Below are 25,805 nucleotides of genomic sequence, written 5' to 3'. Positions count from 1 at the left end.
GACGACATGAACGTCGCCATCATCAAACGCCGCGCCGGACGCTGGGCGCTGAATGGCGCGGCGGCGGTCGGGCTGCTCTACATCCTGACGCCGCTGATCTTCGTCACCTGGCTCGCCTTCTTCTACCAGGAGATCCCGTCCTTCCCGCCGGAGGGCTACAGCCTGCGCTGGTTCGCGGCGATCCTCGACCAGCCGAAGTTCGTCAACGGCTTCTCGCTCAGCTTCCAGGTCGGTGTGATCGCCACCCTGATCGGGCTGGCGCTGGCCGTGCCGGCCGCCCTCTGCATCACGCGCTTTCAGTTCACCTTCCGCGCGCCGCTCGCCAGCTTGCTGCTGATGCCGCTGATCGTGCCGGGCGTGGTGCTGGGCACGGCGATGTACGTCTTCCACGTCACGCTCGAGAACGGCCTCGATGTCGACGTGCTCGGCACCTTCTATGCCCTGGTGGCGGGCCACGTGGTGATCGTCATCCCGTGGATCGTGCGCCTGGTCACCGCGAGCCTCAGCGGCGTCGACCGCACCACCGAGGAGGCGGCGCAGAATCTCGGCGCCAATGCCTGGGTCACCTTCTGGCGGATCACGCTCCCGGCCATCCGGCCCGGCATCGTCGCCGGCGCGCTGTTCGGCTTCGTGACCTCGTTCGGCAATCTCGAGATGAGCCTGTTCCTGGTCGGACCCGGCCGCACCACCCTGCCGATCGTCATCCTGCAGTACCTGGAGTGGAAGATCGACCCGACCATCGCCGCGGTATCGGTGGTGCAGATCTTGCTGATCTGCATCGCGATGCTGATCACCGATCGTTACGTGAGGCTGGCGCGGGTCGTCTGACGATGTGGATTTTCTGATGGCACGGCTCGACATCCAGAACCTGGTCAAGCGCTACGGCGACTTCCATGCCGTGAAGGACGTGTCGCTGTCGGTCGCCGACGGCGAGTTCGTGGTGCTGCTCGGCCCTTCGGGCTGCGGCAAGACCACGACCTTGCGCATGGTCGCGGGCTTCATCGAGCCGACCGCCGGCCAGGTCAGGCTGGGCGACGGCGACGTCACCCTGCTGCCGCCGTGGCGGCGCAACACCGGCATGGTGTTCCAGAGCTATGCCCTGTTCCCGCACCTCACGGTCGCGCAGAACGTCGCCTTCGGCCTGGAGATGCGCAAGGTGCCGAAAGCCGACATGGAGAAGCGCGTCGAGGAAGCGCTGGCGCTGGTTCGTCTCTCGGGCTACGGCGCGCGTCTGCCGCGCCAGCTCTCGGGCGGCCAGCAGCAGCGTGTGGCGCTGGCGCGCGCGCTCGCCATCCGGCCCGACGTGCTGCTGCTCGACGAGCCGCTCTCCAACCTCGATGCCAAGCTGCGCCAGGAGGTGCGGGTCGAGATCCGCGAGCTGCAGCGCCAGCTCGGCCTGACCACGGTGATGGTCACCCACGACCAGGAGGAGGCCCTCACCATGGCCGACCGGCTGGTGGTGATGAACGAGGGCACCGTCCACCAGGTTGGCAGCCAGCGCGACCTCTACGAGCGGCCGGCCGACCGCTTCGTGGCGGGCTTCGTCGGCCGCACCACCTTCCTCGCCGGCACGGTCGAAAGCGCCGGCCGCTTCCGCACCGAGGGCGGCCTCGGCCTCGCGGTCGCCGGCGGCACGCCGGGCAAGGCGGCGCTGTCGCTCCGGCCCGAGCGCATCGAAATCGCACCCGCGCCGCTGCCGGGACTCGACAACGACCTGCCCGGCACGGTGGAATTCGTCTCCTATCTCGGCGCGCAGATCGACATCCATGTGCGGCTGTCGCCCGCCGACCGGCTGGTGGTGCAGGTCGCCAATCGCGCCGACGGCTTCTCGCCCGAGGTCGGACAACAGGTTCACGTCGGCTGGCGGGCGTCGGCCGGACAAGTGTTCGGGGAATAACAAAAAGGGAGTCTTCACCATGGCCTTCAACATCAACCGTCGAACGGCGCTCACCGGCGCCGCCGCGCTCGCCGCCTTCCCGGCGATGGCTCAGGACAAGAAGGTGATCATCGGCACCTGGGGCGGCGACTACTCGAAGCTGCTTACGAAGAACGTCGATGCGCTGATGAAGGGCGTCGAGTGCGTGCACGCCGAGGAACAGGCCGACCCGCGCAAGGCCAAGATGATGGCGGAGAAGGTGCTGCGGCGCGGCACCGTCGACGTGCAGGGCCTGTCGGCCAACGACATGTTCGACATGAGCGAGCAGGGCCTGACCGAGACGCTCGACTATTCGAAGATGGCGAACGCCACGAACCTGATCCCGCAGATGAAGTATCCCTACGGCATCGGCCACATCTATTCGGGCAAGGTGGTGCTCTACAATCCCGACATGATGAAGGCGCCGGAGGGCTTCGCCGACACGCTCGATCCCAAGCACGGCAACAAGCTCGGCATCATCGACATCCAGCGGCAGTACAACATGGTCGCCGCGGCGCTCGCCGCGGGCGGCTCGGTGCACGACTTCGAGCCGGGCAAGGAGCGGCTGATCGCCTGCCGCAAGGCCGGCGCCCGCATCTATCCGTCGAACGAGGCGTTCGCGCAGGCGCTCAAGACCGGCGAGATCGCCTGCGGCATCATGTGGAAGGCGCGCGCCGTGCAGTGGCAGAACGCCGGCATCAAGGTCGAGACCGTGGCGCCCAAGGAAGGCGTGCCGATGTACGTCTCGGGCTTCGTGATGCAGAAGAACGCGCCCAACAAGGAAGCGGCCTACGCCTGGCTCGACGCCATGATGGCGCCGTCGGCGCAGGAGAACTTCGCCAAGGACATGGGCTACAACCCGACCGTCACCAACGCCAACGTGCCGGCGGACCTGCAGAAGCGCATCGGCTTCACCGACGAGGAGAAGAAGCGCCTGGTCGACCTCGACTATGCCTACATGGCCAAGACCGATGTCGCCAACCAGGACTGGTGGAACAAGTCGTTCAAGGGATGAGCGACACCGCGCTCGGGCCCGCCCCCTCCCTACCTCCCCCGTCAGACGGGGGAGGTGCCCGAAGGGCGGAGGGAGTCGGCCGCAGCAAAGCTCTCACGGCCACCACGCTGCTGGCTCCGGCGACGATCTTCGTCGCCGCGGGCCTGCTGGCGCCGCTCGCCATCCTGTTCCGCTACAGCCTCAACGAGTTCGTCGCGCGCACCAAGACGATGGTCGAGGCGCTGACGATCCAGAACTACATCACCTTCTTCACCGATCCCTACTACACCGCGGCGCTGGGCACGACGATCAGGGTGGCCGTGACGGTCACCGTCGCCTGCCTGATCGTCGGCTTTCCGCTCGCCTACGTCGTGGCGCGTACCCAGAGTCGCTTCAAGCACCTGCTGATCATCGCGATCGTGCTGCCGCTGTTCGTCGGCAACTCGGTGCGCGCGGCCGGCTGGATGGTGGTGTTCGGCAACAAGGGCTTCTTCAACACGACGATGATGTCGCTCGGGCTGATCGACCGGCCGATCGAGATCATGTTCACCGAGAAGGCGGTGATCATCGGCATCATCGCGGTCAACCTGCCCTTCATGGTGCTGTCGCTGCAGAGCGTGATCGAGAGCATCGACCGCGCCGTCGAGGAGGCCGCCTTCAGCCTGGGCGCGCCGCCGCTCACCATGTTCCGCCGCGTGCTGTGGCCGCTGGCCCTGCCCGGCGTGCTGGCCGGCACCATTCTGACCTTCATCCTGGCGATGAATGCCTATGCCACGCCCTTCCTGCTGGGCGGCCCCTTGTTCAAGATGATGGCCCCGGTGATCTACAACGAGTTCACCCAGAAGACGAACTGGCCGTTCGGCGCGGCGATCGCCTTCATCCTGATGGCGGTGACCTTGAGCCTCACGCTCGCGGCCAACGTCCTGCTGCACCGTCGCGCCGCCCGCTAGAACCTGCTGGAGGGGCTTTCCATGGCCGATGAGAACCGCACACGCCGCTTCGCCGTCCTGATCGACGCCGACAACACCTCGCCGCGCATCGTGGCCGGCCTGTTCGAGGAGATCGCCAAGTTCGGCGAGGCCAGCTCGCGCCGCATCTACGGTGACTTCTCCAGCCCACGCTCCAAGGGCTGGGCCGACGTCCTGCAGCAATATGCCATCGATCCCCACCAGCAGTTCGCCTACACGACCGGCAAGAATGCCTCCGACATCGCCCTGGTGATCGACGCCATGGACCTGCTGCACAGCGGCCGGTTCGACGGCTTCTGCCTGGTCTCGTCCGACAGCGACTTCACGCGGCTCGCCTCGCGGCTGCGCGAGGAAGGCGCCGATGTCTATGGCTTCGGCGCCCGCAAGACTCCCGAAAGCTTCCGCCAGGCCTGCCGCCGCTTCATCTACATCGAGAATCTGATGCCGGAGGCGGCGGTATCGAGTGCCGGAGAAGCGCCCGCCGTTTCCATTCAGCCGGCCAGCGGGGCCGTCGCCATCCTGAACAAGGCGATCGCCCAGATGGAGACCGAAGACGGCTGGGTCGGGCTGGGGCTCGTCGGCCGCCGGCTCGCCAACATCGCCTCCGACTTCGACCCGCGCAGCTACGGTTTCCGCAAGCTGAGCGACCTGGTGCGCGGCACCGGTGCGTTCGACATCGACCAGCCCGACGGCCGCGCCATGCGCATCCGGCCCAAGGCGACCGCTTCCGGCAGGACGCGGACCAGAAGCCCGTCATCGCGCCGCTGAGGGTCGCGCCGCTGACGGGACTATTTCGCGCGTTGCCAGAGCCACCCCCAGCCCCTAAGGCGCTGGTCGGGAAACAGGGAAGGTTCATCCATTTGAGCGATCGTCGACAGGCGGGCCACACCGTGCCCGGGCCCGATACGCGAGTCTGGCCGCGACTCCTCGCGCCCTATCGCGATCCCAGCACTGCACGCAGCCTGCTGGAAATCGCCGTCACCGTCCTGCCCCTGGTCGGGCTGTGGACGCTGGTCTGGCTGGCCGTCCATCTGGGTCACGGATGGCTGGGGCTGCTGCTTGCGATCCCCGCCGCGGGATTCCTGGTGCGGCTGTTCCTGATCCAGCACGATTGCGGCCACGGCGCCTTCTTCGGCCATCGGCTGGCCAATGACTGGGTCGGACGGATCGCCGGCGTCGTCACGCTGACGCCCTACGGGCTGTGGCGCCGCGCCCATGCCCTGCATCACGCCAGCACCGGCAATCTCGACCGCCGGGGCTTCGGCGACATCGACACCCTGACCGTCGAGGAGTACCGGGCGCGCTCGTTCTGGGGCCGCCTGCGCTATCGCCTGTACCGTCATCCGCTGGTCATGTTCGGGATCGGCCCGGCCTATCTCTTCTTCCTGCAGCATCGCCTGCCCGTGGGACAGATGCGCGCCGGCTGGCGGCCGTGGGCGAGCGTCATGACGACCAACCTCGCGATCGGCCTGGCCGCTTCCGGCCTGATCTGGCTGATCGGCCTCAAGGCGTTCCTCGCCGTCCATCTACCGATCATGCTGTTCGCGGCCTCGATCGGAGTCTGGCTGTTCTACGTCCAGCACCAGTTCGAGCGGACGAGCTGGGACCGCGACGGCGACTGGTCGCACGATGCCGCCGCGCTGCACGGCAGCTCGCACTACGACCTGCCGGGCGTGCTGCGCTGGCTGACCGCCAACATCGGCATGCACCACATCCACCATCTCGGCAGCCGCATCCCCTTCTACCGGCTGCCGCTGGCGCTGCGCGATCACCCCGAGCTGCGCGACGTCGGCCGGCTGACCCTGGCGCAGAGCCTGCGCTGCGTCCCCCTGGTGCTCTGGGACGAGAGGTGCCGGCGCTTGGTATCGTTCAAGGACATTGAACGGTAGAGCGACATGCATATCGGATTGATCGGCGGCATCGGCCCGGCCGCGTCGGACTTCTACTATCGCGGCCTGATCGACCGGCATCGCGCGGCCGGCATTCCGCTCGACTGCACCATCGCCCATGCCGACGTCGGCGAGATGGGCCGCAACCTCGCCGAGGGCAAACGCGCCCGGCAGGCCGCGATCTTCGCCGGCCTGATCGAGCGCATGAAGAAGGCCGGCGCCGAAGCGGCGGCCGTGACCTCGATGGGCGGCCACTTCTGCATCGACGCGCTGTTGCCGATCTCGCCGCTGCCGCTGGTCCACGGCATCCATGCCGTCGATGCGTCCATCAACAAATCGGGCCTCAAGAAGATCGGCGTGATGGGCACGCGCGTGGTGATGCAGACCGGGCTCTATGGCGGCGTGTCGTCGGCCGAGCTGATCGCCCCCGAGGGCGAGCGCTTCGGCCAGGTCGGCGACAGCTATTCGGCGATGGCGAATATCGGCAAGGTGACCGACGCGCAGCGCCAGATCTTCTTCACCGCCGGCCGCGAGCTCATGGCGCGCGGCGCCGAGGCGATCATGCTGGGCGGCACCGATCTGTTCCTGGCCTTCGTCGGCCAGGAGCCGCCCTTCCCGCTGGTCGACTGCGCCGACATCCATGTCGACGCGATCTTCGCCAGGTCGTCAGCGCGCTAGAGCGATTTCCGGGCAGATGGAACCGCTCGCGGTTACATCTGCCCGGAAATGCGCGCACGGGGGTTGTCGTTGCAGCAGGCATATTCCGTTCGGCTGATTCCAGCCGAACGGAATATGCTCTAGGTGTTGCTCCAGAGGCGCTCCTTGTAGGCACCCGCCACGCCGGCATCGATCTGCGCGGCGACGTCCTCGCCGGCGCCGATGCGCGGCGCGATGATCTTGCCGAACGAGATGCGACCCGGTGCCGGCCACGCCTCGGGCTTCCAGAGATTGGCGCGCACGATCGAGCGGGCGCAGTGGAAGTAGCAGTGCTTGATGTGGACGCGCGTCGCGAGCAGCGCCGGCTTGCCGAGCGACGACAGCGACGCCAGCAGGTCGGCGTCGTCGAAGATCTCGGCGGTGCCCGAGATGCGCAGCGTCTCGCCGGTCGCCGGCACCAGGGCGATCAGGCCGATCTTGCCGTTGCCGACGATGTTGGAGAGGCCGAAGGCGAGGTTGTTGCCGATCCGCTCGGGGATCAACAGCGTCTTCGGATCCTCGACGCGGATGAAGCCCGGCTCGTCGCCCTTGGGCGAGACCTCGATGGTGCCGTCCTCGGCGGTCGTGCCGACCAGCGCGAACGGGCAGCGCTTGAGGAAGTCGATCGACTGCTCGTCGAGCGTGTCGAGGATCTTGGTTTTGGTCGTGGGCCGCGGCTCGGCGATGATGCGGCGCAGGTCGGCAGTGGACGTCAGGCGGGGCATGGAAACTCCGTTCGCTGCAGGGAGCCCTCGTTCCGGCGGGTTCGAGCGGGCGGACCGTCTTCTTTTCGCAACAACCGCCCGCAACCGCAACCGGCCGCTCAGCGCGGCGGATCGCCAGGGCCTTGCAGGAGCGGCGGCCGCAGCATCGGATCGCGCGGCGGGCCGGAGCCATCGCCGTGACGGGGCTGCGGCCCACCCTGGATCGGCCCGCGTGCGGCCGGGCCAAGGCCCGAGTTGCGATCGGCGAAGCCCGACTTCTGCGCGGCACGATCGGCGGCGCTGTCGCCGGGCCGCACGCCCGGCGCCTCGAGCGTACGCATCTCGCCCGCCAGGCCGCCGCGCGGCGGCAGGATCGGCAACCCCGGCGGCTGCCCCGCGAGCGCGCTCACCTGCCAGCCCGGCGTAGTCACGCTCCGGGTCCGGCCGGCGCCGCTCATCGTCATTTCGTAGCCGAACAGGAAGGTCGCGATCGTCTCGATCGGCGCCACCTTGAACATCATGATGCCGCCGCGGATGGTGAGCGTGCTCGCGGGTGTGTGCACGGTGATCGGCACGGTTTTGCTGATCTTGCCGCCGACCAGTCGGAACATGCCCTGCGTGGCGCTGAGGGTGAGCGCACCGAGCTTGCGATCCTTGTCGTAGACGAACTTGTCGAGGGTGAGCCTCGCCTGCGGTCCGACCGTCAGCGCCGTGCCGTCGAGGAACAGCAGGTGGCAGCGATCCTCCGCGCCCGTCGTGACCAGCTCGCCCGCCTGCAGGTCGATGCCGACCCTCAGGACACGCTCTGCCGCGGTGGGCGGCTTGCCGAGGGGATCGCCGATCGAGATCGACGTCACACCGATCGATTGCGCACCCACCGAAGTCGTAGCCAGCATTGTCGCAGTGGCCATGACCGCACACACAAACGTCGAAGCACGCATCGTCACAGGTCAACCTACGAGCGCGCGTCCAACACCATCCCCAGCGTTGGCTCGAGAAGGCGATAGGCCGCCTAGGCGAAGTGGGGCGCGATCTCCTTCATAAAGCGCTCCATCTGTTCCTTGACCTGGGTGTGCGGCTTGCGGCCGTAGTTGAAGTACAGGATCACCTCGGCGACGCCGGCCGCCTCGACCGTCTTCAAGGTGTCGACGATGTGCTGCGGGCTGCCGCACAGGATCGACTTGTCGGTTAGCTTCTCCGGCCGCATGTCGCGCAGGATGTTCACGATGTCGACGAAGTACTTGTAGGTCGGTGGCACCTTCTCGCCCGACGACGACGGGAAGGCCGCGATCAGCGCGTCCTGGAAATAGCGCACCAGCGCTTCCTTGCCGTACTGCTCCTCTTCGGGCGTCGAGGCGATGTGAATGAAGTACGAGCACATCGCCCGCCGCATCGGCCGCTTGAACTGGGCCTCGCAGGTCTCGCGATAGACCCGCACGGCGTCGGCCAGCGAGCCGTAGACCATCGCCGCCGCGAAGGGCGCGTAGATCACGTTCCAGTCGTTCTTCGCCGCGAGCTCCATCGACGGTCGCGAGAAGCAGGCGACGTAAGGCCTGAGCGGTTTCTGCGCCGGCCTGGGCCGCACCTCGACATCCTTGAATTCGTAGAACTTGCCCTTGTGGCTCCATTTGCCCGTTTCGGTCCAGGCGCGCCACACGACCTCCAGTCCCTCGGCGAACAGCTCGGCCGAGTCGTCGAATGGTGCCTGGAAGGGCTCGTACTCCTTGCGGTCGTAGCCGCGGCCGGCGGCGAAATCGACCCGGCCACCCGACAGCAGGTCGAGCGTCGCCCATTCCTCGGCGACATGCAGCGGATGATGCACCGGCAAGAGGGTAACAGCCGGCGCCAGCCGGAGCTTCGTGGTCGCGCCGGCGAGCTGCGCCAGGATCGCCACGGGCGAGGCGTTGACGCCCAGCAGATTGAAGTGATGCTCGCCGATCCAGGCCGAGTTCAGCCCGACCTTCTCGGCGTACAGCGCCTCGGCGAAGATGTCCTTGATGAAGTCCTCGGCCGACCGTGGATTGTTCGGGTAGCGGTTATCCGACAGCGTGAAGTAGCCGAATTTCATGGCGTTCCTCCCGGCCTTTTCCGGGAGGATACGCCGTTCCTTATTATTTGCAAACGCAAATATCCTCTGTCGTCCTGAGCGCAGCGAAGGACCTCATCGCCCTTTCTAGGCTTCCGTTGTCGGACCCAGCGATGAGATCCTTCGCTTCGCTCAGGATGACAGAGGGGCCGTACGACAGAGGCGCCGTCACCACGCCTTGCCGCCGCCCGCCGCCTTGCCCTTCGCCGCCGCGTAGCGCTCGATCTCGGTCTCGACGGCCTTTGCCGATTCGGCGCCGGCGGTGCCGTGCTTGGCGGTGGCGTTGTCGTAGCTCGCGACCCTGAGCGTGTTCGACTGGCGCTGGAAGTGCGGATGGACGTAGCGCGCCATCAGCTCGTAGCTGCGCTTGGTCGCTTCCCAGTCGGCCCAGTTGTTGGCGAGCAGCAGGACGGCGCCGAAGCCGCCGTCGGAGCCCAGCCACAGCCGCTCGAAGTGCCGGATGCAGTCGTCCGGCGTGCCGATGCAGGCGAGCCCGCTGCTGGTCAGGAACTCGACCGGATCGGCGATGCCCGCCGGCACGATCGGGAAGGTGGCGACGTCGGTGAAGTACTTGCAGAAGTCGGCCAGGCCGTAGGCCATGTCGGCGCGTGCCTTCTCGCGTGTCTCGGCGACATGGGCGAAGGTGACGATGCGCCACTTCGAGCGGTCGGCCGTCTTGCCGGCCTTCTTCGCCTCCTCCTCGTGGATCGACCAGTTCTTGGCGTGGCCGAGCAGCGCCTCGTCCGAGGTGCCGCCGATCGACAGCATGCCGATGCCGTGCCGGCCCGACGCCACTGCGCCGACCGGCGAGCGCGAGCAGGCGACCGCCATCTCCATGCCGGGCTGCGAGAAGGGCATCAGTTGCAGCCGCGCCTCGTTCAGGGTGAACCAGTCGGTCTGGCGGCTGATCGTCTCGCCGCGCATCAGCTCGACGATGCAGTCGAGCGATTCGTTCATGCGGCGGCGCTGGTCGGCGGCCTTGAGGCCGATCTTGTCGGCGTCGTAGATCAGCGCGCCCGGTCCGACCCCGAACATCGCGCGGCCGCGCGCCATGTGGTCGAGCTGCATCATGCGCGACGCCAGGGTGAACGGATGGTGATAGGGCAGCGAGACCACGCCGGTGCCCAGCCGGATGTTGCGCGTGCGCTGGGCGGCGGCCGCCAGGAACATCTCGGGGCAGGCGATGATCTCGAAGCCGCCGGAATGATGCTCGCCGATCCAGGCCTCGTGGTAGTTCAGCCGGTCGAGATGCTCGACCAGCTCCATGTCGCGCTCGATGGCCAGCGTCGGATTCTCGCCCAGCGCATGGAACGGCGCGAGGAAGATGCCGGTGCGGAGATAGCGGTCTTGCATTTGATTTCCTCCGATTTCTCGCAAATCTAGACCGTCCGGAAGCCGCCGTCGGCCATGATGATGCAGCCGGTGACGTAGGCTGCCATGTCCGAGGCGAGGAACACTGCGGGGCCGGCGATGTCCTCGGGCTTGCCGGGCCGGCCGAGCGGCGTATGGCGCATGACGCTGGCGACCATGTCCGGGTTCTTCGCGCGGGCCTCGGCATTGATCCTGGTCTCGATCAGGCCGGGGCCGATCGCATTGACCCGCACGCCGTCCTTGCCGAGCTCCGCCGCCAGCGCGCGGGTGAAGCCCAGCACGCCGTGCTTCGACGTCGTGTAGGCGGCCGAGTTCGGCCAGCTCACATGCACGAACGACTGGATCGAACCGATGTTGACCACCCGGCCCTTGGTCGCGCGCAACTGGTCGAGGAAGGCGCGGGTGACGTTGAACATGCCGTCGAGATTGATCGACAGAATATCGTCCCAGTCCTTGGCGATGACGGCCGGCTCGGCGGTCATCGGATTGCGCCGGTTGATGCCGGCATTGTTGACCAGGATCGAGATGTTGCCGCTCTTGGCAATCTCGGCCGCCGCTTCCTTGCAGGCCTCACGGTCGGTGACGTCGAGCGTCACGGCCGAGGCCTTGCCGCCAGCCGATGCGACCAAGTCGACGGTCTCCTTGGCGCCCGCGGGATTGGCATCGAGCACGATGACCCGGGCGCCTTCGCGGGCATAAGCCTGGCAGATGCCCTGCCCGATGCCCGAGCCGCCGCCGGTCACCGCCGCGATATGTCCCTCGAGAAGCCCGGCCATCGTTTTCTCCCTTCAGCGTTCCAGCTCGTCCATGTTGCCGTAGAGTCGCCGCAGCGCCTGCTTGAGGACCTCCGCCTCGGCCGGCGTGAAGCCCTCGAGCGCCACCGCCTCGTAGCGCTCGGCGATCGGCAGGATGCGTCGGGTGAGCCGCTTGCCAGCCGCCGTGACATGCAGCGCCACGGCGCGCGCATCCTCGGCATCGCGGCGGCGCTCAACCAGGCCGCTCTTCTCCATGTTGTCGACCAGGCGGGTCAGCGTCGACACCTCGATCGAGGTCACTCGCGACAGATCGCCCATGCGCCGGCCATCCTTCTCGCGCAGCGCCGCCAGCACGCGCCAGATCTGCAAGGAAGCGCCGAGCGGCCGCATCTCCTCGCCGAACGCCGAGGCGATGCGGGCGCCCGCCCGGTTCAGCAGATAGGGAAGATAGGAATCGAGCGGCCCCATTCGGCGTGCTTCAGGCCGCCTTCGTCGTCAGCGGCGTCACCGGCCCGGTCTCGGCGAGCGTCATCAGCCAGTCGCGGAACGCCTTGATCTTGCGCCGCCGGATCGCCTCGGCCGGATAGACCAGGTAATAGGCGAAGTCGCTCGACATCTTGAAGTCGAACGGCATGACCAGCCGGCCAGCCTTGAGATCGGGCGCGACCAGCGGATTGCGGCCGAGCGCGACGCCCAGCCCGTCCATCGCCGCCTGGTAGGCGACCAGCGCGTTGTCGAAGGTGACGCCACGCGTGTAGTCGATGCCCTTAATGCCGGCCGCGGTCAGCCAGACCTGCCAGTCGTCGGGAAAGCTGCCGATATGCAGCAGGGTGAAGCGCTTGAGGTCGGCCGGCTTCTTCAGCGGATTGACGCCCTTCAGCAGCGACGGCGCGCAGACCGGCATCACGTCCTCGCCGACCAGACGCTCCGCCACCAGGCCCGGCCACTGGCCGCGGCCGTAGCGGATGCCGATATCGACATCCTCGCGGGAGAAGTCGATCAGGCCGGTGCCGGTCGAGATGCGCACGTCGATCTCGGGATTGCTGCGCTGGAAGCCGCCGAGCCGCGGCACCAGCCACTTGGTGGCGAACGACGCCGTCGTCGTCACCGTGAGATGGCCGCCGCGATCCTTCTGCAGCAGCTTCTCGGTCGCCTCGTTGAGCTGGTCGAACGCCGCGCGCACCGCGGGCAGATAGGCCTGGCCCGCCTCGGAGAGCAGCAGCGAGCGATTTCTCCGCACGAACAATTTTAATCCGAGTCGTTGCTCCAGGCCGCGCACCTGATGACTGATCGCGGCCTGGGTGACGCTCAGCTCGTCGGCGGCATCGGTGAAGCTCATATGGCGTGCAGCCGCCTCGAATGCGCGCAAGCCGTTGAGCGGGGGAAGCGTTCGCTTCATGCCAATTCCCTTCGGAAAGAGGTGTCTTTCACATGAGCAAATTTAATCAAAATACGACAAACGGTTGTTTGTAAAGGGGCCACCCCGGGAGCACATCCACGCCATCGATACAGCCACTACAACCGGGGAGAAGTCCCATGGCCGACATCTCGCTCCATTACAGTTCCAAGGCGCCGCTGGCCGGCACCTACACCGCTTTCGCCAACGTCCTGCAGCTGTGGCGCCAGCGCTCCCATGAGCGCACCGAGCTCGCCAAGCTCGACAGCCGCTCGCTCCGCGACCTCGGCCTGACCGAAAGCGCCGCCCGCTTCGAGGCCAACAAGCCTTTCTGGCGGGAGTAGCGCCTGAGTTCCGGAGACGGGACCTGATTTACCCTGCCGGGTCCCATTCCCTCTCCGGCTCCTGGCCGGCGGTCGACTCCTCAGCCTCCCTGTCGACCGCCGGCTTTTTCTTTGCCAGCTTCTTCTTTGCCAGCCTGCCGGCCTCTGCTAGAGGCCGCGCGTGCCCTTGTCCGATCTCCAGATCCAGGCGCTCGGTCGCGACGCCATGCAGCGCGCCCAGGCCGGCGATTTCGCCGGCGCCGAGCCGCTGTTCGCGCAGCTCGTCGCCGAGCGTCCCAATTCCGGCCAGGCGCTTCATCTGCTCGGCCAGGTGCGGCTGAAGCTCGGCCGCTATGGCGAGGCGCGCGCGCCGCTCGAGCGCGCCGCGAAGTTCCTGCCGCGCGAATTCACCGCGCAGGTCAACTATGCCGGCTGCCTGACGGTGCTGGGCGAGCACGAGGCGGCGCTGGCGGCGCTCGAACGCGCCGCCACGCTCAAGCCCGGCGACTCCGTGATCAATCACAATCGCGGCCGCGCGCTCGAGGAGCTGGGCCGCCTCGAAGAAGCCGAACGCGCCTTTGACGAGGCGCTGTCGATCGACCATCGGCTGATGCCGTCGCTGATCGCGCGCGCGGGCCTGCTGGAGGCGCGCGGCGACTGGATCGGCGCGCTCGCCGATCTCGACATGGCGCTGACCAATCGGCCCGACGATGCGCATCTCAAGCTGCGGCGCGGCGAGCTGCTGCTGCGCCAGGGCGACTGGATGCGCGGCCTGCCCGACTACGAGGCGCGGCTCGACATTCCCGGCGCGGTCTACGCACCCGCCCTGCCGCGCTGGCAGGGCGAGCCGGTCGAGCGGCTGCTGATCTATCCCGAGCAGCTCGACATCGAGAGCGACGCGGCCAAGCGCGACACGCTGATGCTGGCGCGCGGCGTCGAGGCGGTCGTGCAATGCGGCGAGACGCTGGCCGTATGGCTCGACGGGCCGACGATCCGCCGCGGCGAGTCGCTCGAGGGCTTCACCGCCGCCGCGGCTCTGCGCAGCCTGCCCTACCTGCTGGACTGGAGTCCCGACGCGCCACCTCCGCCGCCGGCCCTGCAGGATCGCGATGCGGGCGCCTCGCACGATCCGCTCATCGGCGACGACACCTGGGACACCCATCTCGCCGCGGCCCGCGGCATCGCGACGACGATCCGCCTGCCGGCCAAGCCCGATTGGCTGTGGGGCCGGCAGGAAGGCCCATCCCCCTGGTATCGGTCGCTGGAGCTGGTGCGCCAGTCGATCAGCTCGACACCTTCGTCGAGTTGATCGAGCGCGGCAGCTTCTCCGCCGCCGCCGACTCCGCAAGCTGCTCCCCCGGTATCGGCTCGCGATAGATGTTCTCGCCGAAAACCGCTTGGCCTGTCCGCGGACCGGGTGCCATACCCGCGGAGCATGAAACCACTCCACATCGCGGCGGCCCTCCTGATCGCGGCGATGTGGGGCCTCAACTTCACGATGATCCGCTTCGGGCTCGACGAGTTCACGCCCTTTGCCTTCGCGGCGTGGCGCTTCGTGCTGGGTGCCCTGCCCGTCCTGGTGCTGCCGCGGCCGGCGATCTCGTGGAAGGCCCTGGCCGGCACCGGCATCTTCCTGTTCGGCGGACAGTTCGTGTTCCTGTTCTACGCCATGGAGGCGGGCCTGCCGCCCGGCCTCTCGTCGGTGCTGGTGCAGCTCCAGGGTCCGCTCACCCTGGTGCTCGCGGCGATTGCCTTGCGCGAGCGCGCCACCAAAGGACAATGGGCCGGCCTGTTCGTCGCGATGATCGGCGTGATCGTGATCGCGCGCTCGGTCGACGGCAGCGCGAGCCTGTTCGCCGTCGGCATCGCGCTGCTGTCGGCCCTGAGCTGGGCAGCCGGCAATCTCTTCCTGCGCGAGACGCGGGCGGCCTCGGTGCTCTCGGTCACGGCGTGGGCCAGCCTGGTGCCGGCGCCGGCGCTGCTGCTCGTCAGCCTGCTGCATGACGGCGCCGCGGCGACCTTTGCGCCGATCCTGGCGCCGAGCTGGTGGGCCTGGTTCGTGCTGCTCTACACCGTCGTGCCGGTGATGTGGCTGGGCTACCTGCTGTGGGGCACGCTGCTGCGCACCTACCCGGCCGGCAAGGTCGGGCCGGTGTCGCTGCTGGTGCCCTGCTGCGCCCTGGTCTTCTCCGGATGGCTGACCGGGGAGGCCGTCGGCGGCCTGCGGCTGGTAGGCATCGCCGTGGTCCTGGGCGGCGTCGCCCTCGGCATATTTGCATCGATAAGGCGATAAAAAAGAAAGCGGGGGCTCATCACCCCCGCTTTCACCCCAATGAGGCAGTCCGGGGCGGCCAAGCCGGCATCACGGACTGCAGTCTCGATGCGGATAAATCTACGCCGGTTAGGGATCGGCGTCAATCCGCAATTCCGCTGCGATTACATTTTTTGTGATTTTTCTAAGCCTTTGACAAACCACACCATTCTGAAATGAACAGGGCGGTGGCCTGGGTAATCTTGCGTACCGAGTCGAGGTTCACCCGCTCGTCGAAACCGTGGATATCGTCGGACTGGGGCCCATAGACCAGGGCCGGAATCCCGGCATAGAGGCCGAAGAACCGGTTGTCGGCCGTCCCGGTCGAGGTCTTGTCCTCCAGCGCCGCGCCGAACACCGTCTGGTGCGCCGCAGCAAGAACCTCCCGCACCTTCTCGTGGTTCTCGAGCACGAACGGCTCGGCCTGGAAGCCCTCCCAGGACACGCTCGGCGGGTTGTTGCCCAGGAACGGGTCGTTGGCGGCGGCGCGCCGGATCACGTCCTCGATCTCCTGCCGGCACTCCTTCAGCGTCTGGGTCGGCAGCACGCCGACCCGCATGTCGAAGGTGCACCACGACGGTACCGACGAGGCCCAGTCGCCGCCGGCGATCTTGCCGACGTTGAAGTTCACCGGATGGTGGTGCGTGTGGAAGTGCGGATCGTGCGCCTTCTTCTCGTTCCACTTCTTCTCGAGCTCGCGCAGCTGCTGGATCAGGCGATACGCCGATTCGATCGCGTTCGATCCGGCGTCGGCCTTGTAGACGTGCACCGGATGGCCGGTGACCTTGACCTGGAACCACATCACGCCGACCTGCGCGACGGTCAGCACGCCCGACGACGGCTCGGGGATCAGCGCGGCATCGGCGCGATAGCCGCGCTGCAGGCAGGCGAGCGCGCCGTTGCCGGTGCATTCCTCCTCGACCACCGACTGCTGGTAGACATCGGCCGCCGGCGCGTAGCCCAGCGCGCGCAACGCCCTGAGCGCATAGAGATTGAGGATGAGGCCCGCCTTCATGTCGCCGGCGCCGCGGCCGTACATCCAGCCGTCCTTCACCACGGCATCGAACGGATGGCGGCTCCACATCTCGTGCGGGCCCTCGGGCACGACGTCGATGTGGCCGTTCAGGATCAGCGAGCGGCCCCCCTTCCCATGGGATGGCGAACCCGGCCGCCACGCGCCGACCACGTTCCAGGCGTCGTCGTAGTCCTGGCTGTGCGGCGAGTAACCCGGCAGATGCTTGAGATCGTCGATCTTGATCTGCCAGCGATCGACGCCGAGGCGATCCTCCTTGTAGAGGCGCGCCATCATGTCCTGCGCCGGCGCCTCGCGGAACCGCGTCGACGGGATCTTCACCAGCTCGGCCAGCACCTTGGTCTGGTCGTCGAACTGACGATCGACCTGGTTCATGATCTGGGTCTTCAACGCGGTCTCGAGCATCGCCTACTCCTCGGCAGCCATTTCCCACCATTTTCGACCATTTTCGACCATTTTCGCCATTTCTTACCGGCGCAGGAAATGGCCGATGTCAGATCAGCGCCCCCTGCCTGTGCAAGACACCGCGCACCTCGCCCGGGTCGACCCGACTGTCGCGCGCGAACAACGACGCGGCGACGCCGGCCGCCTGGCCCGTCGCAAAGGCCGTGCCCATGACGCGGAGCGAGGCGCCGGCCTTCCGGTCGGCGTCGGCGAGCCGGCCGGCGGCGAACAGGTTGGGCGTATCGCGGCTCATCAGGCAGCGCAGCGGGATCGCGTAGGTGCCCTTGTCCGGCGGATAGACGAAGGTGCTCTCGAAGGTCTTGCGGTCGTGCCATTCGACGCCCCAGGCGCCGAGCGCGATCGCGTCGTCCATCGGCCGGCCCTGCACGACGTCTTCCCAGGTGAGCCGGTACACCGCCTCGATGTGCCGCGATTCGCGCGTGCCGAACTCCGGTCCGGTCGAAACGAGATAGGCTCCCGCGCAGCCGGCAATCGTGCGCATCGCCTCGAGATAGGCCCAGGCCTGTTCGCGACCGCTGCGCTCGGCGTCGGAGAAGCTCCGGACATCCCGTGGATCGTAGTCGGCCGAGGCGACGTAGCAGACGACATCGCCCGATACAGGCAGGCGGGTCATCACGCTGCGGTCCTTGGTGAAGGGGCCGCGGCCTTTCGTGACGGCCGCAGCGAACTGGTCGGCGGTCACCGTCACCTCCTTCGGGATGCCGCCGAAGCGCGTGCCCAGGGTGCCGAGGTTGACCGTGCCGTCGTTGCCGTAGCGGGTCGCGGCGCCGGCGAAGAAGGCGAGATCGCCGTCGCCGCTGGCATCGACGAAGGCGCGCGCCCGCACCGTGTGCCGGCCGGCGTGGTCCTGCCAGGAGACGTCGACGAGGCGATCGCCCTCGCGCGTCGCGCCGCAGACGAAGGCGTGCAGCAGCACGTCGACGCCGGCCTCGGCGGCGAGCCTGTCGAGCACCCGCTTCACCGCCTCGGGCTCGAACACCACGAACACGCCGCGATGGCGCTGCGGGCCGGTGACGGCGCCCAGCCGGCGCAGGCCCTGCAGGACTTCTTCGGCGACGCCCATGACGGCCTGCCGCGGCGTCTCGCCGAGGGTGTAGAGGCCGCAATAGGTGACGACGTTGCGCAGGGTCGACGCGCCGCCCAGGCACGCCGCGCGCTCGAGCAGCAGCGTGCGCGCGCCGCCGCGGGACGCCGCGATCGCGGCCGCAACGCCGGCGCTGCCGCCACCGACCACGGCGACGTCGTAGTCGGTCATTGGCTTGCCTGTCGATTGCGCGTTCCCCGATGGGGTAGCGCACTAGCGCTAACAGCGCTATCTGCCGGCCGCCGCCGATCGACACCATAGGTGGTAGAGGTCGCGCGCGCCCAACCGTCCAAGAGGGCGGTCGGGCGACATCCCGGGCGCATGGCGTGCATCGTCATGGACGCGACTCTGCACCAACTCACGCCGAACACCTATTATGGGCATTGGCCTAGAGTCTTCGTCAATGGAATCAAGGGGCGATTCGCGTTCCATTGCCCATAATGGGCGTTGAGCGTGGAAGCACCTGAGGGCCGCCCACGCTCGCGACCGCGGATTCACCAACAATTGCGAGGGAACGCAAGAGCAGGATTTATTTCTTACAATAAAGAAAATCCGGCTCGCGTAACCGACCCAAGACGAACGTCATTCGCCGCCGGACAACGGCAGGTTCTCCACAGCGCGCCGTTGGTACGATGGATTGTAACAATCCTTTCGTTCTCTACTGAATCAGGCGCCAAGCCATGCGCGAATGAGTCGTGCACGGCGCTGCATTCTTTGAAATCGTGTGAGCGCAAGAAACCAGTACAGGTTTAGCAGCATGCGGCGAACGAGTTGTGTCACTTTCGTTTCGGCGCTGCTTTGGGTCGTGTGGGGTATAGGTGCATCGGCCCATGCCCAGTGCACATTGCCTTATCAACTGACGAATGCCGACCTCTCCGACGCGATGAAGCTGACGGCCAACTTCAACGCGCTCGCAAAGTGCATCAGCGCGCGCAACAACCCGACCAACTCGATCCAGATCAACGGCGGCGGCGGAACTCTGGCGGGTATCAGCCCACTCACCAACGGCCAGCTCGTGATTGGATCGTCTGGCAATCCGCCTCAGCCCCAAGGTCTTGCTGCGGGGGATGGCATCCAGATCACCAATGGTGCCGGCAGCATTGCGATCGCGGCGACGAGCGCTGTCGGGGGCACGGGCCTGTATCGGCAAATGATGTCCGACACGCCCACCGCTTCGATTACCGGCCTGACGAGTTGGTTGAACCAAGGTTCGGCCGCGGTCAGCGATAGCACCGTCGGCGTCTGCATCGACGCTCCAACGAGCGGCACGTCGACCAACCTCACCGGCCGTTTCAAGGCCTCGCCCTCGACGCCGTATACGGTCACCGCGCTCGTGGCCGCGACGCGCTACAGCAACACGTTAAACGGTGTCGGCATTGGCTGGTATGACGGCAGCGCCAAGCTCCATCTGCTGTCCTACCAGATCAACAACGGCGCGCCGTACCTCGCCGTCAACAAATGGACCAATGTGACGACGTTCAGCGCCACCGACGTGACGAGCGCGATGAACGCCTTCGCCCAGCCGATCTGGCTGCAGGTCTCCGACGACGGAACGAACGCGGCGTTCAGATTCAGCCAAGACGGCCTGAATTTCGTACAGCTGTTCTCAGTGGCGAAGTCATCGGGTTTTTTGGGCGCCATCGGTTATAGCAACGTGATCTTTTTCGCCGATCCGCGCGGCAGCCGGACTTTGGCAACGATCCTGTCCTGGACTCAGACCTAACAAAGGGCTGGAGCAACGAACATGCGACCATTGTCAGGTCTCGGTCTCATTGCTGCGGCGGGGCTGCTCTTTGGCAGCGCCGCGAAGGCGCAATGCGCCCTGCCCTACACCTTCACCAATGGTCAGACGGCCGATGCCACGCAAGTGATGGCGAACTTCAATGCTCTGCTGAGCTGCCTCACCCCCGGCGGGTCGACCAACGCCATCCAATACAATTCCGGTGGCGGCGTGCTCGGCGGCGTGGGTCCGCTCACCGATGGACAAGTCGTCATCGGCTCGACCGGTAACCCGCCGCAGGCGCAGACCTTGACGGCCGGCACGGGCATTTCGATCGCCAATGTAGCAGGAAGCATCACGCTTTCTTCGACCGGCACGGTCGGCCTGAACGGTCTCTACCGGCAGGTTATGTCGGCAACGCCGACATCGACCAGCACGGGCCTCACCAACTGGCTCAACCAGTCAGCGGCAACCGTCAGCGATAGTCCCACGGGCCTGGCGATCACCGCCCCCATATCGGCCGGCACCGCGGTTATGGCGCGCTATGGCACAGCGCCGTCTCCTCCCTACAAGATCAACGTTCTGGTCGCAGCCACCCGCAGCAGCACGTACTTCAACCACGTCGGGATCGGCTGGTACAACGGCAGCGACAAGCTGCAGGTCATCGATCTCGCGACCTATAGCGGTGGCGCCAACTATGTTGAGGTCACGAACTGGAACAGCGCGACCTCTTTCAGTTCTACTCCGTTCCTAACGCCGGTAAACGCATTTTCCCAACCAATTTGGCTGCAGATCGCCGATGACGGCACGAATGTCTCATTCGGCTTCAGTCAGGACGGCGCAAATTTCCTGCCCGTGTTCACTGCTGCCAAGTCAACGGGATGGCTCGGGACCACGGGCTACAGCAACCTTGTCATGACCGTTATGCCGCTTGGCGCTGCCAAGACCGTCGGCACCCTGATGTCGTGGGCTCAGAACTAGAAGAGCAAGACATGGGACATCGCTGGAGCGCGCTAATCGCAGGTTTCGTCGGTCTTCTAGCGGTTCAGCCGGCCGCTCGAGCCCAATGCACCCTGCCTTACACTATCGCGAACGGTCAGCCCGCCGATGCTTCCAAGGTGATGGCGAACTTCAATGCGCTGATTGCTTGCATCTCGCCTGGCGGGAGCGCGAACTCGGTCCAATACAACGCAGGCAGCGGAGCGCTGGGCGGCGTTGGACCCCTGACTAACGGGCAGATCGTCATCGGCTCGACAGGCAATGCCCCTCAAGCGCAGACCCTGACGGCAGGATCCGGAATTTCTATCTCCAACGGGCCAGGCTCGATCACCGTTGGCGCCACCAGTCTGACGGGAGCGAAGGGGTTGTACCGACAGGTCATGTCGGCGACACCCACGACGTCCAACACGGGCCTTGCCACATGGCTCAATCAAGGAAGCGCCATCGCGACGGACAGTGCAATCGGATTGGCGATCACTGCCCCGAGTGCCGGCGCGAGTATCAACATCGCCGGCCGCTTCAAGGCCGCGCCTGTTACGCCCTATACGATAACGGCCCTGGTCGCAGCGACTCGGAGCGCCACAGGCAACAATGGCGTTGGCATCGGCTGGTATGACGGCACTAGCAAACTGCATACGATCAATTTTGCCCTTCCCGCGGGCACCCCCGGCTTTCAGATCGTGAGGTTCAACACCCCTACCAGCTTTTCCGGTGTGGATTTCACGAGCAGCAATAATGCCTTCGCTCAGCCGATGTGGCTGCAGATCGCAGACGACGGGACAAACGTGTCCTTCGCCTTCAGTCAGGATGGCGCAAACTTCGTCGTTCTTTTTTCAACCACCAAAGCCGCGGGATTCTTGGGCGCCAGTGGCTACAAGAACGTGATCTTCTATATCGATCCGGAAGGCGGCCAGACAATCGGCACGCTCATGTCGTGGACGCAAAACTGATGGTGCAACGCCTCACAGGACGGCGTGCGATCCGCTTGCTGGCGACCGTAGTCGCTGTCGCGGCACCTGGGGCACTGCTGGCGGCCTCCACCGCCTTCACCTACGACGAGACGGGCCGCGTGCGCACCGCGCGTTACGACAACGGCGCTTGCGTCGTCTACGCCTACGACGCCAGCGGCAACCGCACATCCCAGGTCATCAGCTCCGGTGGCGCGCCGACGACACCGACCTGGGGCACCGGCACCTTCGGCTGTTTCTATTGGACTCCATAGGACGCTGCGAGAGCGAACCATGACAGGCAAGCGAGTCTCAGGAATCCTGGCGAGGTTCGCCGTTGCCGGAGCTGTGCTCTGGCTTATCACGCAGCTGCCGCAGGACGGCCAAATCGCGGTCGCCGCGACCGAGCCTGCCGTTAGCGAGACCATCGATGCGGCGCGCCTCGCCGAGCCACTCGTACGAGCGGCCGCGACGACGCCGACCGAGGATGCCGCCTTGGCGCGGGCACTCGCGGCATATGGGAAGCGGGCCCAGATCGACGACTTCAGCAGCTTCACCGGATTTCTCGGCGAACACCCGCAATCCGCGTGGAATGCATCCGTCCTTACCAATCTTGGCCTGCTGTACCTGCATTACGGCCACCTCTCCAAGGCTCTGCTAGCGTGGGAGCAGGCCTGGCAGATCGGCAAGTCGGCGACCGATCCGCAGGCCAAGGCCTTGGTCGATCGGGCGATTGGCGAGTTGCTGCGGCTGGAGGCAGCGCTCGGGCACTTCGACCGCGTCGCCGCCCTGTTCGATCAAATCGGTGACCGGCCGATCGGCGGCTCGGCCACGGAGCTGGTGCAAGTCGCGAGGGAGAATTTGAACCTCGTCGACAAAGCGTCGCGAGACCTGTTCAACTGCGGGCCGCTCGCCCTGCGGTCCCTGGCGCGGACGGCTGGTCTGCCGGAAGAAAGGATCAGGTTTCTGCGATGGCATCCGGTGTCCCGCCAAGGCACCAACCTCGCCGATCTGCAGGAACTGGCGGAGCGCGCGCAGTTCGACACACGGCCGATATTCCGCAAGCCCAGTGAGCCCGTGCCCATACCGTCGGTCGTGCATTGGAAGGTCGGCCATTTCTCAGCAATCGTCGGCGAACGGAATGGGCGTTTCGAAATCCTGGATGGGGGTTCTCCAGGCGGTACGCGCTGGGTGACGCCTGAGGCGCTGGACAGCGAGGCCAGCGGCTACTTCCTTGTGCCGGCGAAGGATACCGCCGCCACATGGCATCCCATCGAGCGCCCCGAAGCGCTCGCCGTCTGGGGCAAGGGAGGAACAGTCGACACGCGCTCGGGAGATGCCGGCGACGTTAGCGCCAATGGCAAAAAGAACTGCGGTGGCATGTGTGGCTATGACATCCTGGAAAGCAGTGTCAGTGTCACGCTGTCGGACAATCCGGTCGGATATTCACCTCCGCTCGGTCCATCGGCTCGCGTCAGGATCACGTACAGCCAGCGCGAGGATAGTCAGCCCGCCAACTTCAATTTCTTCAATGTCAGCCAGAAATGGACGCTCAACTGGCTGAGCTACGTCACCGACGATCCAGCCAATGTCGGTAACGGCGTCACACGCTATCTGCCCGGCGGCGGCTCGTTTTCCTACAGCGGGTACAGCAGCGCGACCGGTCGCTTCAATGCCCAGGACACCGATGGCTCGATCCTCGTGCGCGTGTCGGCCAGCCCCATCAGGTACGAACGGCGGATGGGTGACGGCAGCATCGAGACCTATGCCCAGTCGGATGGCAGTGCCAGCTATCCCCGCAGGATCTTTCTCACCAAGATCGCCGACCCGCAGGGCAATGCCCTGGCGCTGGCATACGACGGCCAGCTTCGGCTTACATCCGTGACGGATGCGACGGGCCGCCAGACGACGCTGACCTATGGTCTGGCCGCCAGACCGCTTCAGGTCACGCGGATTACCGACCCCTTCGGGCGAAGCGCCACCCTCACATACGACGCCAGCGGACGGCTGAGCACGATCACCGACAGCATCGGCATCACGTCGAGCGTCACCTACGACGCCAACTCGCTCGTCAATTCGCTGACCACACCCTACGGCACCACGACATTCGCCTATACGGCGCCCGGCACGAGCGCGCCGCCGCGGTTCGCACAGGTCACCGATCCGATGGGTTTCAGCGAGCGGGAGGAATGGCTCGAGCCTTCCTCAACCCCCGCCACCGACCCGTCGGCGACCGTGCCGACCGGGATGCCCTCCGCACTCACCAACGCCTACCTGAACTATCGCAACAGCTTTCACTGGGACAAGAATGCCTATCTGGCCGCCGGGTGCACATCGAGCGGGGGCTGCGATTACAGCAAGGCACGGATACGGCATTTCACGCACGTGCCGTCCGGTGCCGCGGTCAAGGACACCGCTCTCGAAAGCGTCAAGTATCCCCTGGAGAATCGACTCTGGTTCACCTACCCGGGTCAATCGGCCTCCATAAACGGCGGCACCTACAGCCAGCCGTCGGCAATCGGCCGCGTGCTCGACGACGGCACCAGCCAGGTCCGGCAGTTCAGCTACGACACGACCGGCTTCTTCAACGTGACGCAGATGATCGATCCGCTGGGCCGGACGACCAACTTCAGCTACTCGAACCAGATCGATCTCGCCGCGGTCTCCCAGGTCACCGAGAACGGCTTCGCGACGACGATCGCGCAGTACATCTACAACACGCAGCACCGGCCGATCTTCTACACCGATGCCGCGGGGCAGACGACGGCCTTCGCCTACAATGCCGTCGGCCAGCTCACGTCGGTGACCAACCCGCTCGGCCAGAAGACGACCTACCAGTACGACGGTTCGTTCAATCTCTCGACCGTCACCAACGCCAACAACCTGATCGCGGCGACCTACACCTACGACTCGCTTGCCCGGGTGAGGACCTTCACCGATTCCGAAGGCTGGACCGTCACCTACGACTACGACGCCGCCGATCGCATCACGAAGAAGACCTATCCCGACGGCACGTTCGAAAGCTACACGTACGACAGGCTCGATCTGGCGCGCTACACCGACCGGCAGCTCAACACCTGGACCTACGCCTACGACGCCAACCGCCGGCTGACCTCGGTCACCGATCCGCGCGCGGCGCAGACCCAGTACGGCTACAACCGCAACGGCCAGATCAGCAGCCTCACCGACCCCAAGACGAACGTCACGCAATGGGCCTACGACGTGCAGGGCCGGCTGACCTCGAAGCAGTATCCCGACACCAGCACCGTCGCCTACGCCTACGAAACCACGACCAGCCGGCTGAAGTCGGTGACCGACGCACTGTCGCAGGTGAAGACCTATGCCTACGCTGGGGACGACCGGCTGACAGCCATCACTTACACCGGCGCCGTCAACCCCACCCCCAACGTCAGCTTCGCCTGGGATCCCTGGTTCCCGCGGCTGACCGCGATGACCGACGGCACCGGCACACGGCAGTACGCCTACGTCCCGATCGGCGCGCCGGGCGCCCTGCAGCTGCAGCAGGACGCGGGGCCGTTGCCCTCGAGCGCCATCGCCTCGGCCTACGACGCGCTCGGCCGGCTCAGCTCGCGCACCGTCCAGGGCGCCGGCGCCGAGACCTTCCAGTACGACGCGCTGGGCCGCCTCTCGGTCCATGCCAGCGACCTCGGCACCTTCACCCTGGGCTATCTCGGCCAGACCGACCAGATCACCAGCCGCCAGCGCGCCAGCGCCACCCTCGCCACCACCTGGAGCTACCTCGGCAACACCGGCGACCGCAGGCTCTCAGGCATCGCCAACACCGGCCTCACATCAGGCCAGTTCTCCAACTTCACCTACACCACCACTCCCGAGAACTTCATCACCAGCATCACCGAGAGCAGCGACGCCGCTTCCGTCTACCCCGCGGCCGGCAGCCAGGCCGCGACCTACAACAGCCTCAACCAGCTCACCAACCTCTCCGGCCAGGCGCTGACCTTCGACGCCAACGGCAACCTCACCGCCGACGGCCAGCGCAGCTACGCCTGGGACGCCGAGAACCGGCTGGTCGGCATCGGCTATCCCGGCGTCAGCGGCAAGGCGACCGCCTTCACCTACGACGGCCTCGGCAGGCGCGCGACCGTCAGCAGCACGCCGCCGGGCGGCGGA

The 25,805-nt window shown here is 66.4% G+C and carries 24 protein-coding genes; 15 read left to right on the top strand and 9 right to left on the bottom strand.

The window, feature by feature from the left end:
* The first annotated feature begins 6 nt into the window (after window positions 1-6).
* From J0J01_RS25380 to J0J01_RS25350, 7 genes are all read left to right on the top strand, one after another.
* The gene (locus tag J0J01_RS25380; protein WP_296385837.1) at window positions 7-828 is read left to right on the top strand and encodes an ABC transporter permease; all 822 of its coding nucleotides are present in this window, start codon (window positions 7-9) and stop codon (window positions 826-828) included.
* 16 nt (window positions 829-844) lie between these two features.
* Window positions 845-1,897: an ABC transporter ATP-binding protein gene (locus tag J0J01_RS25375; protein ID WP_296385835.1), complete on the top strand. Its 1,053-nt coding sequence runs from the start codon at window positions 845-847 to the stop codon at window positions 1,895-1,897.
* Window positions 1,898-1,916: 19 nt separating this feature from the next.
* Window positions 1,917-2,930, top strand: a complete 1,014-nt coding sequence (locus J0J01_RS25370) for an extracellular solute-binding protein (RefSeq protein ID WP_296385834.1) — start codon at window positions 1,917-1,919, stop codon at window positions 2,928-2,930.
* Window positions 2,927-3,859 (top strand): ABC transporter permease, encoded by a 933-nt coding sequence (locus J0J01_RS25365; RefSeq protein ID WP_296385832.1) that lies wholly within the window; start codon window positions 2,927-2,929, stop codon window positions 3,857-3,859. The genes J0J01_RS25370 and J0J01_RS25365 overlap by 4 nt, the downstream gene beginning before the upstream one ends.
* Before the next feature lie 21 nt (window positions 3,860-3,880).
* Window positions 3,881-4,645 carry an NYN domain-containing protein gene (locus J0J01_RS25360; protein WP_296385830.1) on the top strand — a complete coding sequence of 255 codons (765 nt, stop codon included), beginning with the start codon at window positions 3,881-3,883 and terminating at the stop codon, window positions 4,643-4,645.
* Window positions 4,646-4,737: 92 nt separating this feature from the next.
* Window positions 4,738-5,766, top strand: a complete 1,029-nt coding sequence (locus tag J0J01_RS25355; protein ID WP_296385828.1) for a fatty acid desaturase — start codon at window positions 4,738-4,740, stop codon at window positions 5,764-5,766.
* A 6-nt stretch (window positions 5,767-5,772) separates the two neighbouring features.
* Window positions 5,773-6,444: an aspartate/glutamate racemase family protein gene (locus J0J01_RS25350; protein ID WP_296385827.1), complete on the top strand. Its 672-nt coding sequence runs from the start codon at window positions 5,773-5,775 to the stop codon at window positions 6,442-6,444.
* Window positions 6,445-6,563: 119 nt separating this feature from the next.
* Here the strand turns inward: J0J01_RS25350 and J0J01_RS25345 are convergent, their stop codons facing one another.
* From J0J01_RS25345 to J0J01_RS25315, 7 genes are all read right to left on the bottom strand, one after another.
* Window positions 6,564-7,187 (bottom strand): MSMEG_1061 family FMN-dependent PPOX-type flavoprotein, encoded by a 624-nt coding sequence (locus tag J0J01_RS25345; protein WP_296385825.1) that lies wholly within the window; start codon window positions 7,185-7,187, stop codon window positions 6,564-6,566.
* Between the two features lie 98 nt (window positions 7,188-7,285).
* The gene (locus J0J01_RS25340) at window positions 7,286-8,077 is read right to left on the bottom strand and encodes a FecR domain-containing protein (RefSeq protein ID WP_296385823.1); all 792 of its coding nucleotides are present in this window, start codon (window positions 8,075-8,077) and stop codon (window positions 7,286-7,288) included.
* 101 nt (window positions 8,078-8,178) lie between these two features.
* Window positions 8,179-9,234 carry an LLM class flavin-dependent oxidoreductase gene (locus J0J01_RS25335; RefSeq protein ID WP_296385821.1) on the bottom strand — a complete coding sequence of 352 codons (1,056 nt, stop codon included), beginning with the start codon at window positions 9,232-9,234 and terminating at the stop codon, window positions 8,179-8,181.
* 186 nt (window positions 9,235-9,420) lie between these two features.
* Complete coding sequence (locus tag J0J01_RS25330) at window positions 9,421-10,605, bottom strand: LLM class flavin-dependent oxidoreductase (protein ID WP_296385819.1); 1,185 nt, start codon at window positions 10,603-10,605, stop codon at window positions 9,421-9,423.
* Between the two features lie 26 nt (window positions 10,606-10,631).
* Window positions 10,632-11,399 (bottom strand): SDR family oxidoreductase, encoded by a 768-nt coding sequence (locus J0J01_RS25325; protein ID WP_296385817.1) that lies wholly within the window; start codon window positions 11,397-11,399, stop codon window positions 10,632-10,634.
* 12 nt (window positions 11,400-11,411) lie between these two features.
* Window positions 11,412-11,846: a MarR family transcriptional regulator gene (locus J0J01_RS25320; protein WP_296385815.1), complete on the bottom strand. Its 435-nt coding sequence runs from the start codon at window positions 11,844-11,846 to the stop codon at window positions 11,412-11,414.
* A gap of 10 nt (window positions 11,847-11,856) precedes the next feature.
* Window positions 11,857-12,777: a transcriptional regulator GcvA gene (locus J0J01_RS25315; protein ID WP_296385813.1), complete on the bottom strand. Its 921-nt coding sequence runs from the start codon at window positions 12,775-12,777 to the stop codon at window positions 11,857-11,859.
* A gap of 137 nt (window positions 12,778-12,914) precedes the next feature.
* On the opposite strand from J0J01_RS25315, the gene J0J01_RS25310 reads away from it, so the two are divergent.
* The 3 genes from J0J01_RS25310 (at window position 12,915) to J0J01_RS25300 (ending at window position 15,390) form a co-directional block, all read left to right on the top strand.
* Window positions 12,915-13,118 (top strand): DUF1127 domain-containing protein, encoded by a 204-nt coding sequence (locus tag J0J01_RS25310; RefSeq protein ID WP_296385812.1) that lies wholly within the window; start codon window positions 12,915-12,917, stop codon window positions 13,116-13,118.
* Window positions 13,119-13,278: 160 nt separating this feature from the next.
* Window positions 13,279-14,406: a tetratricopeptide repeat protein gene (locus J0J01_RS25305; protein ID WP_296385810.1), complete on the top strand. Its 1,128-nt coding sequence runs from the start codon at window positions 13,279-13,281 to the stop codon at window positions 14,404-14,406.
* A 126-nt stretch (window positions 14,407-14,532) separates the two neighbouring features.
* On the top strand, window positions 14,533-15,390 hold the full coding sequence (locus J0J01_RS25300) for an EamA family transporter (RefSeq protein ID WP_296385808.1): 858 nt from the start codon (window positions 14,533-14,535) through the stop codon (window positions 15,388-15,390).
* Window positions 15,391-15,553: 163 nt separating this feature from the next.
* Here J0J01_RS25300 and J0J01_RS25295 read toward each other — a convergent pair whose 3' ends face one another.
* Both J0J01_RS25295 and J0J01_RS25290 read right to left on the bottom strand, forming a co-directional pair.
* On the bottom strand, window positions 15,554-16,846 hold the full coding sequence (locus tag J0J01_RS25295) for an ArgE/DapE family deacylase (protein ID WP_296385806.1): 1,293 nt from the start codon (window positions 16,844-16,846) through the stop codon (window positions 15,554-15,556).
* A gap of 88 nt (window positions 16,847-16,934) precedes the next feature.
* The gene (locus J0J01_RS25290) at window positions 16,935-18,161 is read right to left on the bottom strand and encodes an FAD-dependent oxidoreductase (RefSeq protein ID WP_296385804.1); all 1,227 of its coding nucleotides are present in this window, start codon (window positions 18,159-18,161) and stop codon (window positions 16,935-16,937) included.
* A 673-nt stretch (window positions 18,162-18,834) separates the two neighbouring features.
* Between J0J01_RS25290 and J0J01_RS25285 the strand changes: the two genes are divergently transcribed.
* From J0J01_RS25285 to J0J01_RS25265, 5 genes are all read left to right on the top strand, one after another.
* Window positions 18,835-19,713 (top strand): hypothetical protein, encoded by an 879-nt coding sequence (locus J0J01_RS25285; RefSeq protein WP_296385802.1) that lies wholly within the window; start codon window positions 18,835-18,837, stop codon window positions 19,711-19,713.
* A gap of 21 nt (window positions 19,714-19,734) precedes the next feature.
* Window positions 19,735-20,691: a hypothetical protein gene (locus J0J01_RS25280; RefSeq protein ID WP_296385800.1), complete on the top strand. Its 957-nt coding sequence runs from the start codon at window positions 19,735-19,737 to the stop codon at window positions 20,689-20,691.
* Window positions 20,692-20,702: 11 nt separating this feature from the next.
* A complete protein-coding gene (locus tag J0J01_RS25275; protein WP_296385798.1) occupies window positions 20,703-21,659 on the top strand; it encodes a hypothetical protein in 957 nt (318 codons plus the stop codon).
* A 35-nt stretch (window positions 21,660-21,694) separates the two neighbouring features.
* Window positions 21,695-21,931 (top strand): RHS repeat domain-containing protein, encoded by a 237-nt coding sequence (locus J0J01_RS25270; protein ID WP_296385796.1) that lies wholly within the window; start codon window positions 21,695-21,697, stop codon window positions 21,929-21,931.
* 19 nt (window positions 21,932-21,950) lie between these two features.
* The coding region (locus J0J01_RS25265) for a cysteine peptidase family C39 domain-containing protein (protein WP_296385794.1) at window positions 21,951-25,805 on the top strand (3,855 nt) is incomplete at its 3' end.

This window comes from Reyranella sp., from assembly GCF_017305915.1.
Taxonomy (GTDB): Bacteria; Pseudomonadota; Alphaproteobacteria; order Reyranellales; family Reyranellaceae; genus Reyranella.
This window is presented reverse-complemented; position numbering and strand designations above follow the sequence as displayed.